Annotated in this window: 14 protein-coding genes and 2 pseudogenes; 11 read left to right on the top strand and 5 right to left on the bottom strand. The window is 39.0% G+C overall.

Going from position 1 to position 16,560, the window contains the following annotated elements; translation table 11 throughout:
- The first annotated feature begins 1 nt into the window (after position 1).
- Together FRZ06_11390 and FRZ06_11385 are read left to right on the top strand one after the other, a co-directional pair.
- Positions 2 to 1,330, top strand: a complete 1,329-nt coding sequence (locus tag FRZ06_11390; GenBank protein QOX63892.1) for a hypothetical protein — start codon at positions 2 to 4, stop codon at positions 1,328 to 1,330.
- Complete coding sequence (locus FRZ06_11385; GenBank protein ID QOX63891.1) at positions 1,305 to 1,802, top strand: hypothetical protein; 498 nt, start codon at positions 1,305 to 1,307, stop codon at positions 1,800 to 1,802. The genes FRZ06_11390 and FRZ06_11385 overlap by 26 nt, the downstream gene beginning before the upstream one ends.
- A gap of 271 nt (positions 1,803 to 2,073) precedes the next feature.
- Here the strand turns inward: FRZ06_11385 and FRZ06_11380 are convergent.
- Positions 2,074 to 2,490: pseudogene (locus tag FRZ06_11380) on the bottom strand (AAA family ATPase).
- A 154-nt stretch (positions 2,491 to 2,644) separates the two neighbouring features.
- Here FRZ06_11380 and FRZ06_11375 point away from each other — a divergent pair.
- Together FRZ06_11375 and FRZ06_11370 are read left to right on the top strand one after the other, a co-directional pair.
- A complete protein-coding gene (locus tag FRZ06_11375) occupies positions 2,645 to 4,177 on the top strand; it encodes an IS21 family transposase (protein QOX63890.1) in 1,533 nt (510 codons plus the stop codon).
- Complete coding sequence (locus tag FRZ06_11370; protein ID QOX63889.1) at positions 4,152 to 4,925, top strand: hypothetical protein; 774 nt, start codon at positions 4,152 to 4,154, stop codon at positions 4,923 to 4,925. Before FRZ06_11375 ends, FRZ06_11370 begins: the two co-directional genes overlap by 26 nt.
- Before the next feature lie 377 nt (positions 4,926 to 5,302).
- Here the strand turns inward: FRZ06_11370 and FRZ06_11365 are convergent.
- Positions 5,303 to 6,460 (bottom strand): annotated as a pseudogene (locus FRZ06_11365) (IS21 family transposase).
- Between the two features lie 145 nt (positions 6,461 to 6,605).
- On the opposite strand from FRZ06_11365, the gene FRZ06_11360 reads away from it, so the two are divergent.
- From FRZ06_11360 to FRZ06_11340, 5 genes are all read left to right on the top strand, one after another.
- Positions 6,606 to 6,785: a hypothetical protein gene (locus FRZ06_11360; protein ID QOX63888.1), complete on the top strand. Its 180-nt coding sequence runs from the start codon at positions 6,606 to 6,608 to the stop codon at positions 6,783 to 6,785.
- A 69-nt stretch (positions 6,786 to 6,854) separates the two neighbouring features.
- The gene (locus tag FRZ06_11355; protein QOX63887.1) at positions 6,855 to 7,781 is read left to right on the top strand and encodes an ATP-binding protein; all 927 of its coding nucleotides are present in this window, start codon (positions 6,855 to 6,857) and stop codon (positions 7,779 to 7,781) included.
- Between the two features lie 632 nt (positions 7,782 to 8,413).
- Complete coding sequence (locus FRZ06_11350) at positions 8,414 to 9,616, top strand: IS256 family transposase (protein QOX63886.1); 1,203 nt, start codon at positions 8,414 to 8,416, stop codon at positions 9,614 to 9,616.
- A 65-nt stretch (positions 9,617 to 9,681) separates the two neighbouring features.
- Entirely contained in the window at positions 9,682 to 11,004 is a 1,323-nt protein-coding gene (locus tag FRZ06_11345; GenBank protein QOX63885.1) for a hypothetical protein, read from the top strand.
- Positions 10,985 to 12,508, top strand: coding sequence for a hypothetical protein (locus tag FRZ06_11340; protein ID QOX63884.1), 1,524 nt, complete (start codon positions 10,985 to 10,987; stop codon positions 12,506 to 12,508). Before FRZ06_11345 ends, FRZ06_11340 begins: the two co-directional genes overlap by 20 nt.
- A 36-nt stretch (positions 12,509 to 12,544) precedes the next feature.
- On the opposite strand, the gene FRZ06_11335 is transcribed toward FRZ06_11340, so the two are convergent.
- Genes FRZ06_11335 through FRZ06_11325 form a run of 3 tightly spaced genes read right to left on the bottom strand, consistent with a single transcriptional unit; the run spans position 12,545 to position 14,786 of the window.
- Entirely contained in the window at positions 12,545 to 13,279 is a 735-nt protein-coding gene (locus tag FRZ06_11335; GenBank protein ID QOX63883.1) for an ATP-binding protein, read from the bottom strand.
- Positions 13,279 to 13,695 carry a hypothetical protein gene (locus FRZ06_11330; protein QOX63882.1) on the bottom strand — a complete coding sequence of 139 codons (417 nt, stop codon included), beginning with the start codon at positions 13,693 to 13,695 and terminating at the stop codon, positions 13,279 to 13,281. Before FRZ06_11330 ends, FRZ06_11335 begins: the two co-directional genes overlap by 1 nt.
- A 50-nt stretch (positions 13,696 to 13,745) precedes the next feature.
- On the bottom strand, positions 13,746 to 14,786 hold the full coding sequence (locus tag FRZ06_11325) for an IS21 family transposase (protein ID QOX63881.1): 1,041 nt from the start codon (positions 14,784 to 14,786) through the stop codon (positions 13,746 to 13,748).
- Between the two features lie 237 nt (positions 14,787 to 15,023).
- On the opposite strand from FRZ06_11325, the gene FRZ06_11320 reads away from it, so the two are divergent.
- Entirely contained in the window at positions 15,024 to 15,533 is a 510-nt protein-coding gene (locus FRZ06_11320; protein ID QOX63880.1) for a hypothetical protein, read from the top strand.
- On the top strand, positions 15,511 to 16,485 hold the full coding sequence (locus FRZ06_11315) for a hypothetical protein (GenBank protein ID QOX63879.1): 975 nt from the start codon (positions 15,511 to 15,513) through the stop codon (positions 16,483 to 16,485). The genes FRZ06_11320 and FRZ06_11315 overlap by 23 nt, the downstream gene beginning before the upstream one ends.
- Positions 16,486 to 16,560: the final 75 nt, after the last annotated feature.

The raw sequence follows: 16,560 nt of genomic DNA, 5'->3' as shown, positions 1-16,560 counted from the left end.
TTTGTCTGTATTCAACTGTATTTTAATTGGTGAAGAACTGATTAGTAAAATAAGAAGATGTGATGTAGCTTGGGGCAAAATCGGTGGATTTTCCAAAGAGAATGTTTTAGGGGTTGTAAGCGTAGATATAGGTACTCATGAATTTGAAATTTGTAAGGCATCTCTAAAAGTTTTTAAACATAGATTTTTTAGTGGGAATTACAATGAAAAGATTGGATTCTGGGTAAAGATTAAAAAAGGTACTATTCAAAAAATAGTATCTTTTGACTCTACTATCAAGGAAATATCTAATTGGTTGCCTGAAGAACTATTCAAAATTATTGAAGAATCAACAATAGAACATATTTTTTTAATAGAAGAGGATTCTGATGAGGTTTTAAATACGACAATCTTTAAGGGTAAAGAGAACTGGATAGTTATACCGGAAGAAATTGAAATATTAGAAGAAGATCCAAATCCTTTTTTACGAATAGATGGGTTGGTTCCATTAGAAGAGATGAAGGAGAAAACAGCAGTTATTGTTGGACTAGGGAGTGGTGGAGCGGCTATTGCGTTGGAACTAGCAGCAGCAGGAGTAGGTTCATTGCATTTATTTGATAAAGAGAGGCTTAATAGCGTAAATCTATTCAGGCATATATGTGATGTGAGGGATCTAGGTAGATACAAAGTAGATGCAGTTGAAGATGTAATCAAGGATCATACTCTAAAAACCGAAATCATAAAATGTGATTCTGATATAATTGATGAACCTGCCAAGTTAATCGAATCCATACAATGTGCTGATATTGTGATTTGTGCTACTGACAATACGCAATCGAGGTCTTTGGTGAATTATTTGTGTGTAAAGCTTAACAAGGCGCTTATTTTAGTATGTACATTTGATAACGCAAAGATAGGTGAAGTCATTAGAGTAATACCAAATACTACTGCCTGTTATGAGTGCACGCGGATTCATCTCAAAGAACAAGGCGCTTTGCTTGAAGAAAAATCTAGTGAAACAGTATTGCCCTATAGTTCGCAGACGAAGGAAAGGGGTTTAACTAGTAGGGGAACTAGGACAGATGTAATGATAGTGGCAGCAATATCAAGTAAGGTTGCATTAATGACATTAAGTGCCAAAGATTTTGGAAATTTATCTTTTAATTTTATAACTTGGGGAGCAACAAGAAATACTGATTTTATTAGTCCATATTATTTTAGAATGCCATTTTCAACTAATTATACTAATTATAATATTCATCCAGAGTGTCCAATATGTGGCTCGCTTGCACCAGAAATACAAGACGTAAATATTGAGGAAGAATATGATGAAATTATGCAGAAAATCTAATTCCCATATTAGGACTATTATGCCTAAGCTTACAATCACAAAGGAATCATTTGACCTTATTATTAATACTACTAAAGATAGCCCATATGTAGAAACGGGAGGAATATTATTAGGTAAAGATCATGATCCTAAAACAGTTGAAATAATGTATGCTACTTTACCTGGACCTAAGGCGTATCATTCGCCTACAAAGTTTATCAGAGATACGGAATATTGCAAAAAAGTATTAAATGAATACTATGAAAAAAAAGGATTGGATTATATTGGTGAATGGCATAGCCATATTATACCATTAAGGGGTGCCAGCGGCGGCGATTTTGCAACCTTATGTTCTATTATGAATGATCCTGATTATAATTTTAAAGCATTCTCTTGTATTATAGCGCTACTAAATAATGATTCGGTTGAACTTATTGGCTATGTGTTATCTAACAAATATATATACAAGGCGAAAATTCAAATATTAGATTAACTCTCTTGATTTAGGGCTTATTTAGTTTATGCTAAGCTTACAAGAACAGTAACATATAGCACAGCACATGATAGAAAAGTATTTGCTGATGTTAATGTTAACTTAAATACAATTAACAGCTGTTTGACCTCATTGGCACGTTCTAATATACGTATAGCTAACTATATGGATGGCAGGCATTTGGCGAGTTGAATATTCTTGTGCGGGGAAACCGCAGTTCCGGAAAAATGGAAACCAAGTGTCCGGAACAGGGAAACCGCTTTATGCGAGTTTACTCGCTTAAGGACTTATCCAGTCCATATACCTCACGCATTGAAACATCCTTTGTTGGATCAAGGCTTTCGATATTAATTTTATACGCATCATGCACAATGCGGTCTAAAATGGCATCTGCTAAAGGGCCTGCATCACCACCAAGTTGTTCATACCAACCATCAGAACGATACTGGGAGCATAAAATAGTGGACGATTTCTTACGTCTTCTATGGAGAAGCTCGAAGATATCCTTTTGCTCACTGTCCGTAGGCTTTAAAAGGAGCCATTCATCAATTATGAGCAAAAGCGGGTTGGAATATTTACTCATAACCTTCTTGTAGGTGCCTTCATTTCTGGCCATCTCCAGATCAATAAGAAGATCCGGAAGGCGGACATACTTGGTATTGTAATACTGCTTACAGGCTTCCATGCCTGCGTATTTCGGCGACATCCGGACACTGATTTCGGAAACATCCGGACAGCATATCGGAATTATCCGGACAGCGTATCGGAAACATCCGGACACCTTGCCTGGCTGACAAATTAACTGGTATCCTTAAAGTATCACACTTTAAGGAGGGCCAAGTATGAGGAGGCTGGACATGTCAAAAGTCAAAGAAATACTCAGGCTAAAATTTGATGCAGGGTTATCGCTAAGGGATATCGCCGCATCATGCAATTGCGGAAAATCAACAGTGGACGATGTACTGAGGAGAGCTCAGAACGCTAAAATCTCTTGGCCTTGCGATCTTAACGATAAAGAACTCCTGTCCCTGATTTATCCTCCGGCAGAAGTCAGAAAAGTGGCTGCTGAGCCGGATTTGAATTACATCTTCAGCGAGATGAAGCGGAAGCATGTAACTCTGATGCTCCTTTGGGAAGAGTACAAGCGGGATAATCCTGATGGCCTCATGTACACCCAGTTTTGCGAACGGTATCGAAGCTTTAAGAAAACCAACCAAATCTCCCTGCATATTGAACATAAAGCCGGAGAGTCAATGCAGGTAGATTGGGCGGGCAGCACAATCCCATACATTGAAGCTCCCACAGGGGAAGAGAAAGTTGCATATATATTTGTGTCGGTTCTCCCGGCGTCAGCATATCCCTTTGCTTATGCCTATGGGGATATGAAACAGCCAAACTGGATTGATGCTCATGTCAGAGCCTTCGAGCATTACGGCGGCGTACCGAGGGTTGTCATTCCCGATAATACAAAGACTGCGGTTAAAACACCGGATCTCGTGGATCCACTTCTCAATGCCAGCTATACCGAGATGGCCCGGCATTACGGAGTTGCTCTGGTACCGGCAAGGCCGAGGAAACCCAAAGACAAAGCCGCTGATGAAAATATGGTCGGCAATGTGTCAAGGCGTATCATAGCAGCACTCCGAAACCGTCGATTCTTTAGTGTCATGGAGATCAATCAGGCCATAGCGATCGAACTTGACAAGCTGATAAACCGGCCATTTCAAAAGCTTGAAGGGAACCGGAAAACAGCTTTTGAAGCCATTGATAAGCCGGCCTTAAAGCCGCTTCCCGCCGCCCGGTACGAGTATGCCGACTGGGCAGATGCTAAAGTTGCTTTTAATTATCATGTTGAATATCAGGGCTTTTTCTACAGCGTCCATTATTCCAACATTGGCAAAATCTCAAGAGTACGGGCAACCGCTTCTGTCATAGAAATCTTCGCCTGCGGCGAGCGGATTGCCGCTCACAAGAGAAACTTCAATACTTTCAAACGGTATACCACGTTGCCGGAGCATATGCCGGAATCCCACAAGGCAGTTACCGGATGGAGCTCCGAACGGTACTTGTCATGGGCCGAAAAGATCGGGCCAAAGACCAGGCATCTGATTGCCAATATTCTTGATAGCAGGGAGTATCCGGTACAGACCTACAGATCCTGCATGGGCATCATGCGTCTCGCATCTGATTATCCTTCCGAAGTTGTCGAAGCAGCAAGCAAGGAGGCAATCGACAAGGGAACCTGCACCTACAAATATTTCAGCATCATCCTCAGACAAAAGGCGTTGAAAGCATCCCCCGAAGTTGAGAAGATCGTATCAAATACCAACTTACGAGGAGCCAGAACGTATGCCGGAGGTGGAAAGAATGCTTAACAATCAAACCATTGAAAAACTACGGGATATGAAGCTCAAGTCTATGGCGCAGATGCTGAGCGAGCCTGATCCCTCTGATCTGGGGCTATCCTTTGAAGAACGGCTTGGCCTTATGGTCGAAAAAGAGTGGATGGCCAAGAAGAACTCCAAGATCAAACGCCTGCTTCGGAATGCTTCCCTCAGCTTAAATGCCAGCATTGAGGGCATTGAATACACAGCAAACAGAGCAATTGAGAAGCAATCTATACTTGAGCTTGCAAGCTGCAACTTCATTGAGAAATCGCTGAACATCATCACTACCGGCAAGACCGGATGCGGTAAAACCTATCTGATTTGTGCCTTTGGCAGCAATGCCTGCAGGAAAGGATATACCGTTAAATATTACAGGATTCCGGAATTGCTTCTGGAAATCCAGGATGCAAAAGCTCAAACTCAATACTCAAAATTTATGAAAGGGCTTCAAAGCACCCGCCTTCTGATCCTTGATGACATTGGGCTGAAATCCTACAGTCTTGAGGAAAGCCGTGACATACTGGAGATTGCTGAATCCCGCTACAACAGAGGCTCGATGATCCTCGCCGGGCAAATCTCTCATGGTCAGTGGTATGAGCTTTTCCCCGATCCGACGATTGCCGACGCCATCATGGACCGGATCATCCATAACTCCTACATCCTCGAACTTGACTCGAAGATTTCTATACGAGAAGTTATGGCTGCCAAGAAAATGCGGGACGCTCTCGAATTCTAAATACTGACAATATTTGTTGCCGAAAAGCAGCAATTATTTTACAATCAATTTAGCCGGCAAAGTGTCCGGATACTTCCGGTTTCGTGTCCGGATGTTTCCGGAATTGCTGTCCGGATGTTCCGGAATACGCACATGCCTAAAGCGCAAGCCATATAGCTTTTACCACTTCCTGTTGCACCGGTAATAAAAAGATTCCGATGCTCAGTAATATACTCGCAGGTTGCCAGCCTTTGAATCAAAGACTTATTCAACTTGCGTCCTGAAGTATAGTCGATATCCATGACACTTGCTTCAGGTTGGTCGAATTCAGCATTCCTGATCAGTCTTCTCAGACGGTTATTCTTTCTGCTGCTGTATTCGATATCGACCAGCCCCTTACGTCCATAAAGACGTGGATGAGAGGCAATGCGAGTGTGGTTGTAAAAAATCTCAATTGATTTGTCCGTTACCCTTACATCGACCTTACGTTTGATGTACTCATATGGAACTGAGTATAGCATTCCGTCGATGGATATGTGATAATTAAACTGAACGGTGGCTTGTTTCCAGTCTGCCAGTTCATAGCGGGTAGCAGGCAACGGTGCCAGTAATGGCTTTTCTTCCTCAAGAAACAAACTGAGTCGGCTACCCTCTTTCTTTTGAAAAAGGTTTGCATTGAACTTTTTTAGTTTCTCTCTGATGGCAGCATTTAACTCCGCCAGAGAAAAGAACTGTTCATTACGCAGAGCGGCTGTTATCCATGTAGACACATGACTCACATTTCCTTCTGCATTTGGTTTGTCCTTGGGTTTTCGAACTCTTGCAGGTATGATAGCGGCGCCGTAGTGTGCCGACATTTCATGGTATACAGAATTTACACGCTGGTCGTACCAGTCGCCACTGTGCACCACGGCAGTTTTACAATTGTCTGGTACGACGATCTTTGCAACGCCATCAAAGTATTCATACATGTGGACGTGAGCAGTAATCCATGCCTGTTGCTTCTCATTAATGAAAGCTTCGGCATATGTGTATTGGCTGTAAGTCATTACACCAACAAAAATGTAGGCCTTGATAATTTCGCCGGTATCAGGATCGGTGATATAAGCAGGATCACCAGCCCAGTCAACTTCAACCTGTTCACCAGGCTTACGATTGATGTGCATCGTTGCACGACGTTTCTGTTCATCCTGCTGAATGTGATAACAGAACTGGGAATACATGAGTGCTTCCTCGCCGTTGAGACGGCAATCCTCCATGTATTCGGTCCACAGGAGCTTTTTACTGACTCCATTCCGGAGCAGCTCTTTGCGTATGTGGTTTAGGTCAGGCAAACCTCTGTTAGCAGTATCTGATCGCCGACCCTTTGCCGGGAATAGAATACCAGCGAGGACTTCATCGGTCTGGTTGTCATCGAGTGGCCACGAGATTGCTATCTCATTTGCTTTCTGAATGACTCGATTAACCGTTTTCTTGGAGACGCTGCAACTGTATGCAATGTTCTGTTGACTGAATCCTAAGCTGTGTAATCTGAGGATTTCTCGATATTTGGTCATAGGTCATGACCTCCTTCATATGTATTTACACCAAAAGTGCATGGATACATTATAAAGGAAATATATTTAAACGGTTTCCAGCACCGGAATGTTGGTTCCCTTTAAACCGGAATAGCGGTTTCCTGTGACCGGTCAGGTGGAGTCATTGGCTCCGGAATATTCAGCGAGTTTTGATGAACTGGAAATAATAGCTGATAATTCATTCAAAACTGATATGTTAAATATATTTGACCAAACAAGTAATGTTGTACCTAAAGGTAGGGAGGATACAATAAAAGAATGTTTTAATGTGCATAACACTAAAAACATAGAACCTTCTTTATAAAATATCTTAACTTCTGAAGGACATAAACAGATACTTATAAATATAGTATTAATTCAAAGGAGGCAAATAATGTCCATATTTCATATTGATATTAATAATATTTCAATGGACAATATTGATAATCTAATTAATGATGAAGTCGTTGAATCAAAAACTTTGGAATATAAAAGAGAGTTTAATTTTGATACAAGGAGCGCTAGAGTTGAATTTCTTTATGATTTGACGGCGATGGCTAATTCAGGGGGTGGAGATATCATATTTGGCATTGAGGACTGCGATGGAAAACCCAGAATAATTGGGTTACCAATTGATAGTTTAGACACTTTGAAGCTTAAAATTGAAAGTATTCTTAGAGATTGTGTTACGCCTCGGCTAAAGTATGAAATTAAGCCTATTAAAACGAAAAATGATAGATACATAATTATTATTCGCATATGTGAAGGTACAAACGTACCACATATGGTTTTGCCTGGAGGTAGCGGTTTTTACAAAAGAAACCATAGTGGTAAACAACCAATGTCAATTGATGAATTGAGGGAGTGTTTTATGACAAGCGCAGGATACTCAAAAGAAGCGTACTTATTTCATTTAAAAGATGAGCTTGAATACAATAAAGAAGTTATGGATGATTTAAAAAAATATCTTTTTGAAAATCCACCAATTAAAAGTGCTTTTGAAGCCGTTAATGCTGGGACTTTGCATTTTAGACTCGAAGCTTGGAATGCTATTGTTAGGGCTGGGATATTACCCTTTTTAACATATGAGCAGCAGAGTTCATTCCAAGCGGTAGATAAGAGTATAAGGAATGCAGCACGATTGATCCAAATGGTCGATGAAGAGTGGAAACGTATTGTGGAATTTCATGATTGGGATATATCACATAAAAATCCGCAACCTGCACCACTAAAAGAGGAATGCAAAAACAAACGATGGTATTTAAATGAATTAATCGACAATGGTATAAGAAGCATTGAGAAGGCAATAAATACTTTTTAGTGGATAAATTAAGCAGTTATTAATGAAAATAATTTTGTGTTTTTTACCCTGATGAGGGATATGATCTCAATCTTATGGGAGAAAGATCCGGAGAATAAAACGATATTACGTATTGTCCTATGCACGATATATGGGAGCAGATGAATGCGTTGGAGCTCGGATCATTATAATGCGAGATAGATGATGTTCTGTAAAAAATTTAACGTGGATTACGAGCGACCTTTGTGCAAAACGAGCGATGATCATTGCTGCAGGTTTATATAAAATAATGCTGTTAAGATAAATTAAGCAGAACAATTTTGGTTATAACATTTGCATCTTGAAAAGTAGTTTGATATATGTTACCATCTTATCAATAAAATTAAGAGGTTTTATTATGTCGAAATCCAAAATATGTAGAAAATTAAATCAAAAAATAATATTCAATTAAAGAACACCGTCAGGTGTTCTTTTAATTTTATTTCGACACTATATAAATAATATGACGTTATATATTTTGAGTTTTAATCAAGGTGAGGGATAAGGTACAATAAGTTGCGCAAATTGAATAAAGGGTAAAAAAATAGACATGCCCAAAGCCGTTTGGTAAAATTAATTCACCACAAACCAATTGCCAAAGGAGGCTGAGGGACATGTCTGAAAAAATTATACAACTAAACGAGGGAATAATCAAAGACGAATTAAAGGAACTCGTCAGATCCAGCGTAGAAGAAACTCTAAATGGGCTTTTAGAGAAAGAAGCTGAAGAACTGATCAATGCCAGTAAATATGAGCGTACTGCTGAGCGTGAGGGTTACCGTGCCGGACATTATGACCGTAATCTGGCAACCACCTCAGGAGAAGTAACCCTGAAGATGCCAAAGCTAAAAGGAGTTGCCTTTGAAACTGCAATTATCGAAAGGTATCGCCGCCGAGAAAGTTCAGTGGAAGAAGCACTGATCGAGATGTACCTGGCCGGGGTATCCGTTCGAAGAGTTGAAGATATAACGGAAGCGCTATGGGGTACCAAAGTATCTCCTTCGACCATCAGCGAACTCAACAAAAAAGCATATGTACATATAGAAAACTGGAGAAACCGGCAGCTTACTCATAGCTCATATGCTTACGTGTATGTTGACGGGATCTATCTCAAACGGAACTGGGGTGGCGAATACGAGAATGTGGCCATCCTGATTGCAATTGGAGTCAATGAGGACGGATATCGTGAAGTAATTGGTGCAATGGAAGGTATGAAGGAAGACAAGGCTAGCTGGACAGAGTTTTTCAAATGGCTGAAAAGCCGAGGACTTACCGGGGTTAAACTGGTGATTGGTGACAAATGCCTAGGAATGTTGGAGTCGATCGGTGAAGTCTATCCGGATGCAAAATACCAGCGCTGCGTTGTTCATTTCTACCGCAACATGTTTTCCGTTGTTCCTCGCTCGAAGATGAAGTCAGTAGCCAAAATGCTTAAGGCGATTCATAGCCAGGAAAACAAGAAAGCCGCTAGAGAAAAGGCTAAGGCTGTTATCGAAGAACTGAGGCAAATGAAGCTTAAAGAAGCTGCGGATAAGCTGGAAAAAGGAATTGAAGAAACACTTACCTACATGGCATTCCCTTACGAACACTGGCTGAAGATCCGCACCACAAATCTGGTAGAGCGGATCAACCGAGAGATCAGGCGCCGAACCAGAGTGGTTGGCACCTTTCCCGACGGGAACTCTGCCCTGATGCTAGTCTGTGCCCGCTTACGCCATGTTACAGGAACCCAATGGGGCATTAAGCGGTATATGAATATGAAACATCTTGAAAACTGCAGCACAGAAGAATCCGAATCAGAAAACATGGCTGGCTAATAGCTGGCAACTAGGCGGCAAAATCAATTTTGCGCAAAAAACTTGACGGTACCAGGTGAGGAACAGTGAATTATTTAAGTGACTTAAAATTTTCACCATACCATTATGCCTGGGCAGAAGAAAATGGAGCGAGGCACGATACATTTTTAATATGTCTTAAGTTCCAAGATCAAATAATTAAAATGACAACGTTTGATAAGTATGTTAAGCCGACCAATGATTCTGAATATTTATATGGAAATACCGAAGATGACATTCGGAGAGTGTGCAATTTTTTAACATATTCTCTTTTAACACATCATGGGAGATATAAAGCTGATAAAGTAACAGATATTCCTTTCCAGGCTGCGATTGATTATCTTAAGGGATACTCAAAAAGCAAAACCTCATCGGGCCAATATATTGGTAGACAATCAGTTGAAAAAGAAAGAAATGCCATTTGTCATTTTATGAAGAACCTTAAAGAGAAACGAGGTGATTATAATGAGCATTTTTATGTGAGAAAAGTTTTGTTAGAATCAAAAAGTTCGAATGCATTTAAAAGAAAGGGAAGAAGCCGGACGGCTTGGGAGTATGAAATACCAGCTGTTTATATGGGGAAAGGGAATAAGGATTTATTAAGAGACATTCCCCAAAAAGCAATACCCATCATTCTTAGAGCAGTAAAAAGGGAAGAGCCGGAGCTATTTTTAGGGGTAGTATTGGAGCTTTGTTCGGGAATTAGAACCGGTGAAGTTGTGAATACAAGAAGAGCAAATAGCATTTACCCCGGTGGAATTCGATATGTCAAAGAAAACGGCGTATTTACCAGTTTTGAGATTGATTTAACGAAGGAATATATCCTAAGGAGCGATGGAAAATACGCCGGAAGCATTAAAATAGAACGAAGGCAAAATGTTTATCCTATTTTTCTCGAAATAGTACAAGCAGCATATGAAGGCCATTTGAAATTAATTAATGAAAAGTATTTAGAACCTGAAGCGCCGTTGTTTGTAAATAAAAGTATTAACACTAAAACAGGAAAAAAGATGGCCATTTCGGAACAGTCATATTGTAAAAGAATAAAAAGAATTATGAAAGAAGTTGTTCTGCCTGAATTACTAATTTCAGATGAATTAGAATTAAAAGTATTTGGAATGATGCTTAATGAAAAGAATTGGGGGTTACACGCATTTAGGCATTGGTTTACTGTACAGCTCGTATTAAATGAAGAAGACCTTAATGGAATAGCATTCTGGCGTGGCGATTCTTCACTTGAAAGTTCTTTTGAATATTTACAGAATAAGGGAGAAATAATGCGCCTATATGCAAAAGCAAGTGAAGTAGTTGGAAACGAAATAATGAATGCGATAAAGAGGGAAAGTTTCTATGAATTTCAAGGTAATTGATCGAGGGGATTACATATCAGTTAATATTGCATCTAAGTATTTTGGTTTGGCAGCAGATACATTAATTCGCAATATGAATGAAATGGATATTACTGTTATTAATTATCTAAATGTTGCCTATATGGCAAAAGCCGATTTTCTAAGAGCCTATGAATTAGATAAAACGATGGTTGGGCTAAAGGAAATTATAGCGGAATGCATAAAAGAAAACAATGATATAGATATTGATTTTACAGATCGTAAAAAATATGCAAAATATCAAGAACTACATTCATATTATGCTGGATTAAATTATTTCGGAATTAAAGTTTGGTATAGGCTAGTCTCAAGACAATATAGCCCAATAGAATTTTATATGAATAAAGTTGATAAAGAGGAATTTAAAAGCAATATAATATTAAAATTAAAATTATATAACAAGTCGAAAAGAGAGAAGTTCAGAATCCTTCTGGAGGACAATTTCTTCCGCAACTATAAAAAAACTAAGGCGGCATTGATTCAACTTTCAGAGGAAACCATACCTTCGCTTATGAATGGTATTAACGAATTAACAAATTTATTAAGATTAACCCTTAAAAAGGAGATAAGTGATTATACTGATGATGAAATCAATGAATATATGATATATGCGAATGAAAACATTACGAAAATAGCTAATATTTTGTTTTCTAAATTATTATTTTCTGTGAGACAAATGTATCAATGTAGATTTTCTATGCTTCACGAGTTTGATCAATATGTCGATGTAACTAAGCAAGATACTTCAGCTTATGGTGATGCTCTTTATTTAGAATTGGCTTACATTATATTTAATGAGGATTATTGGAAAGAAAAGAATATGTTGGTTAAGGCGTCTAAATCTAAGCCAATTGCAACAACATGGTTATATCATGCAATGCACTATGCTTGTGGCTGGCGCTCGAAAGACATTCGGGAAAGGCTACCACATATAACATTGAGACAATCACCAGAAGAAATCATACGAATGGTTAGAGAAAATGATCATAGTGAATCTTTATGGAGTTCTTACGCTGACGAATTAGTTTTAAGGGTTGAATTTGAAAATAGAGAGCCCAGCAAAAGGGAAGAATACCCGGGTACACCTGACTTAAAAATGCATATTCCAGAAAGCTACAAATCAACAATCGGAATGCTTCTAGCATTATGTGAGGCGCATTCAATATTAGAGGGAAAAGGTAGTCCCATTTGTTATCACCCTGGTAATCCCAAATACGCGGTCGCATTATTTGGGATAGAATATAATGGTCTTTTTGAAGGAAAAATTATTTCAAACAGAAAGGCGAATAAAGCTTACCTTGAAAGAATTATGGAAATCGGCGACGAGAGCAATAATGGTTATTTGCTCGCCGCATATGCCAGAAGCCACAAAGGAGGTCTGGGATCATTACCAGAAGTAACATCTAAATACCTTACAGCAAAGATGGATGGATATTCTATTGACGATATTACAAGAGTGCTTGTTTTCTGCAACCGGAAAGTGTAACAAAATGCAAAGCAAAAGTGTAACACCCTTCAGCGTTTAGTTTGTTGCCGAATCCTTCATAAGTGAATGCTCAAATCTCCAACTGTCACGGTCAAAAACAACCAAATGACTGTGATGTACCAGCCGGTCAATTAAAGCAGCTGTCAGTTGATCATCATAGAAGATTCCATTCCATTTGCTGAATTCAATATTGGTTGTAATAATCAGGCTGCGCTTTTCGTAGCAGTCTGCGATTACCTGAAATAGGAGCTGGGAACCTTCCGCATCAAACGGAAGATAACCCCATTCATCACAAATCAGCAAGTCAAGTTTGCTGAGTCGTTTTAACAGTCTGTTCAGTGATCCGGATGCTTTGGCATCGGTCAGTTCATTGACCAGAGCCGCTGTTTTGAAGAATCTCACCTTTTTCCCCTGCATACAAGCCTCTACGCCAAGTGCTGTTGCCATGTGACTTTTTCCGGCGCCGTTTCGGCTGTACAGGATGAGATTTTCTTTTCTGGCTATGAAATCAAGCGACTTCAAGGCATCTATAGTTAATGTATTTGGAATCGTAATTCTCTCAAATTGATAATTTTCAAAGGTTTTTATGTTGTCAAATCCGGCCTGCTTCAAGTGGAGATTTCGTCGCTTGTGGTTGCGATATCGGATTTCTGCTTCCAACACCTCAAGCAGGTATTCCTGGTTTGTCGAGCCGGAGAGCTGCACTGCATTTTCCGCAAAGGTTGCACTTAAACGAAGCTCCCTGCATAATATTGCAATTCTATCTTTCATCAGGAGTTTGCCTCCTTCCTGAAGAGATCGTCATACCGATCGTTATCCGTCCGGAATGTTGGCATTTGTATTACCGTATTTGCAATCTGCAGCGGATGCATATGCGGTACTTCGGCAGTGAGCCTTCTGTAGCTTGCAAGAATACTGTCCGCATCTTTGACGCCATTGTTGATGGAGAATGCCAAGGCATCTGCTGCGGTTCTCATATCGTGCTTTTTCAGCATCATGGATAGTGAATTAAGCCCCTTTCGTTTTCCTTCCGCATCTTGACTATTCAGGTACTTCCTCCAGTTGTCAGGCAGTTCATCATAGAAGGCGGTGTATTTTAATGCAGTTGGACGCTTGGCCATTAATTCGATATATGGCAGCCATTTCATGGATTCCTTCCCTTTTCCATAAAGCCTTTGATGCTCCATGATGAGCTCATAGGATTCGTTTAGAAGAAGGATACGATTACTGGTCGCTTTTACATAGACTGTATTCTTCGCATAGTTTGGAGAAGCAGAGTACAGGTTGCTGTCAAAGGCGACCTTTCCATATTTATCTGCGATCTCCCAAAGGAAAAGACTTCAAATGGAATCGGATTCAAAGGAATCATATCTTTTTTCTCTTCTTTAAACAGCTGGCAGATTAGCTCCTCCTTCACATAGTGACTGCGCTGCGCATCTTTATCGCAGGATTGGAACAGTCTCTGATTAAACTGTTCAAAATCAAGGATGGTCGGAACCGGCACAAATAGATTTCTGCGTTCATAGCCAACCTTGTTTTCCACATTGCCTTTTTCCCAACCGGCTCCGCCATTGCAGAAAAATGGCTCGAATCCATAATGCGCAGAAAAACTCTTAAATTTCTCTGTCATGATTCGATCATGGCCGCTGCCCATCTGCGCCACTGCTGTGGATAGATTATCAAATACGATCCTCACGGGAACCGCACCGATGTACTCGAAGATATTTTTCATTCCCTGCAGCAGACACTCCTGATTTTCTCCACCGAATATCTGGCAGTAGGATTGATTGCTGTATGGAAACGAAAGCGTGAGTTTTAGGGCATCCACCAGTTCTCCATGATTATCGTAATAGCTGAAATGACCAAAGTCAGCTTGAGCTTCACCGGGCGGATGATAAAGGGGAAGATATGCCTTCTGCTGCGACTGATAAAGCTCCTTTTTCTTCTGTGATACATAGTATTGGACGGTGCGCAGCTTCACCTCTACTAAATCGGGATATTCTTCCTGCAGCCTCTCATATACACGCTTTGCAGTGTGACGCTGCTTTCGTGGAGCTTTCAAATCATCTGTGAGCCATTGATCAACAACTGGCTTCAGGGGATCAAGAAGCGAGTATGAGTCTCTTGGTGCACGGAATGACTCGTTGAAGTCATTCAAATCCAGGTATTTCTTTATCGTTTCATAGTGATAACCGGTACGGCGCATGATCTCCCTTATTGAAACCCCTTCACAATCATGCATTCGTTTGATATACTTGATATCGTCCATTGTTAACATCCTTTCTGTCCTCCTTAAGTTCTCTCAAACTCAAGGATACGATACTGGGAAGGGTGTTACAATGGATTTTCTTTTGCATCGTTCAGGTGTTACACTTTTCGGTTGCTTTTTGTTACAGTTTAATTATGCACTAAACAAGTGCTATATGAAAGAGGTGTTTGCAGCTTTGTACCTTATCTATTATGTAGTGCCTTGTATGATGGATTTGAGAAGTCTAATATCTATAAACAGACTGAAATGATAAAAGAACTTGGTATGATTCCTTACGAAATTGAATTACTGCTAAAGATCGACAATCAGGTTGCATTAAAATCTAAACAGATAATATCAGAACTATTACTCAGTTTTAACAATGAAGACATATCAGATAAAATTCGAAAAGCTTTAAGTGAAATTGTTGATGGTAAATGCATAGGGAAAAATGATGATGTGTATTGCATTCAAAAAGCTTTTGGAAAAGAATGCTGTATGCCTAAGAAGGAAAATTGCATCGGCTGTGGTTCGGAAATGTATTTAAAAACTTTCTTAAATGATCTCCGTGAGGAGATTGCTTCAAGCATCAAAAGATTTCAGAATGCAAAAACAAATGCGGAAAAATTTAAGTGGAAATCAATAATAGAAAATAAATTACTTCCCGCTGCTTATGAAGTATTGTTCATAGTGAAATATACCTATAAACAAGATATAACGGAGTATCAAAAAAAGTTCTTAGGAGATGATTTAATTGGCATTATTAGTATTGATTAATCAGAATAAAAATATAAAACTACATAAAGCGATAGTAAACATTGGAAATAAAGAAAAGAATACAGCTTTAGAAAAATTCAGATCGTATAGAGAAAATGGTGTGATTCACAACGAATTCCATGAAGACACATGGCGTTTATCTGATGAAAAAGATGCTGTTATTTTAGATTTTAATTTCAATGAAGTCTATATTAAGAAACATATGAGCTATTATTCTGTAGGTGAATTCAAGGACATATTAAAATGCTATATTTGTTTTTGTCTAGGGCAGTTCGTGATTGGTACTTTACAAGAGATGTTACATAATATCAAGGAACTTCTTTATAATACAGAATGTTTGTCGAAAGTCCCAACAAAGCGGTACCTACTAGGCTCGACAGGTATTCAAGATTTTATAGAACTGATGCCCTTTACTAGTGAAGGCATGATTCGGGATGTAGAAATATTTGAATATGATTCTGTGAGAAAGAGGGACTTGGCAGAATATCAAAGTTATTTTCTATTTGGTAAAATACTGGAAGACTTTTGGGAGACTGTTGCTACACAATCAGAAAAGATTTTCTATTACCCAATATATTTGTGGTGGCATATTAGTTTTATTATTCCAGTACGAGTCACTGAATTTACCTTAATACCCCAAAAATCCATTACAAAAAGAAATGGTGTTCGATATATAAGAATTAGAAGAACAAAAATGAAAGGTAATTCTAGTAAAACGGTTACCTATAAAATAGAGAGTGATTATAAAATATATGAATATGCTGTTCCAGATAAAATTTCTGGAATGATTTTCAAATACAAACGATTAGTAAAATCTTATAAAGATTCAAATATAGATTCTTTGTTTGTTGATGAAATATATGCAAAAAATAATGGCGCAGCTGGTTATGGCTTTTTTCATTATAGACATTTTTCAAATCTACTCGATACTTTCTATTGTGATATTATTTAGAAGCACTACAATTATGAGGTAATAACAAAGGATAAACTTAAGGAAGTAAACCCTGAAGGTGAAGCATATAAACTA

It is taken from the genome of Clostridiales bacterium, from assembly GCA_015243575.1.
Taxonomy (GTDB): domain Bacteria; phylum Bacillota; class Clostridia; order Peptostreptococcales; family Anaerovoracaceae; genus Anoxybacterium; species Anoxybacterium hadale.
This window is presented reverse-complemented; position numbering and strand designations above follow the sequence as displayed.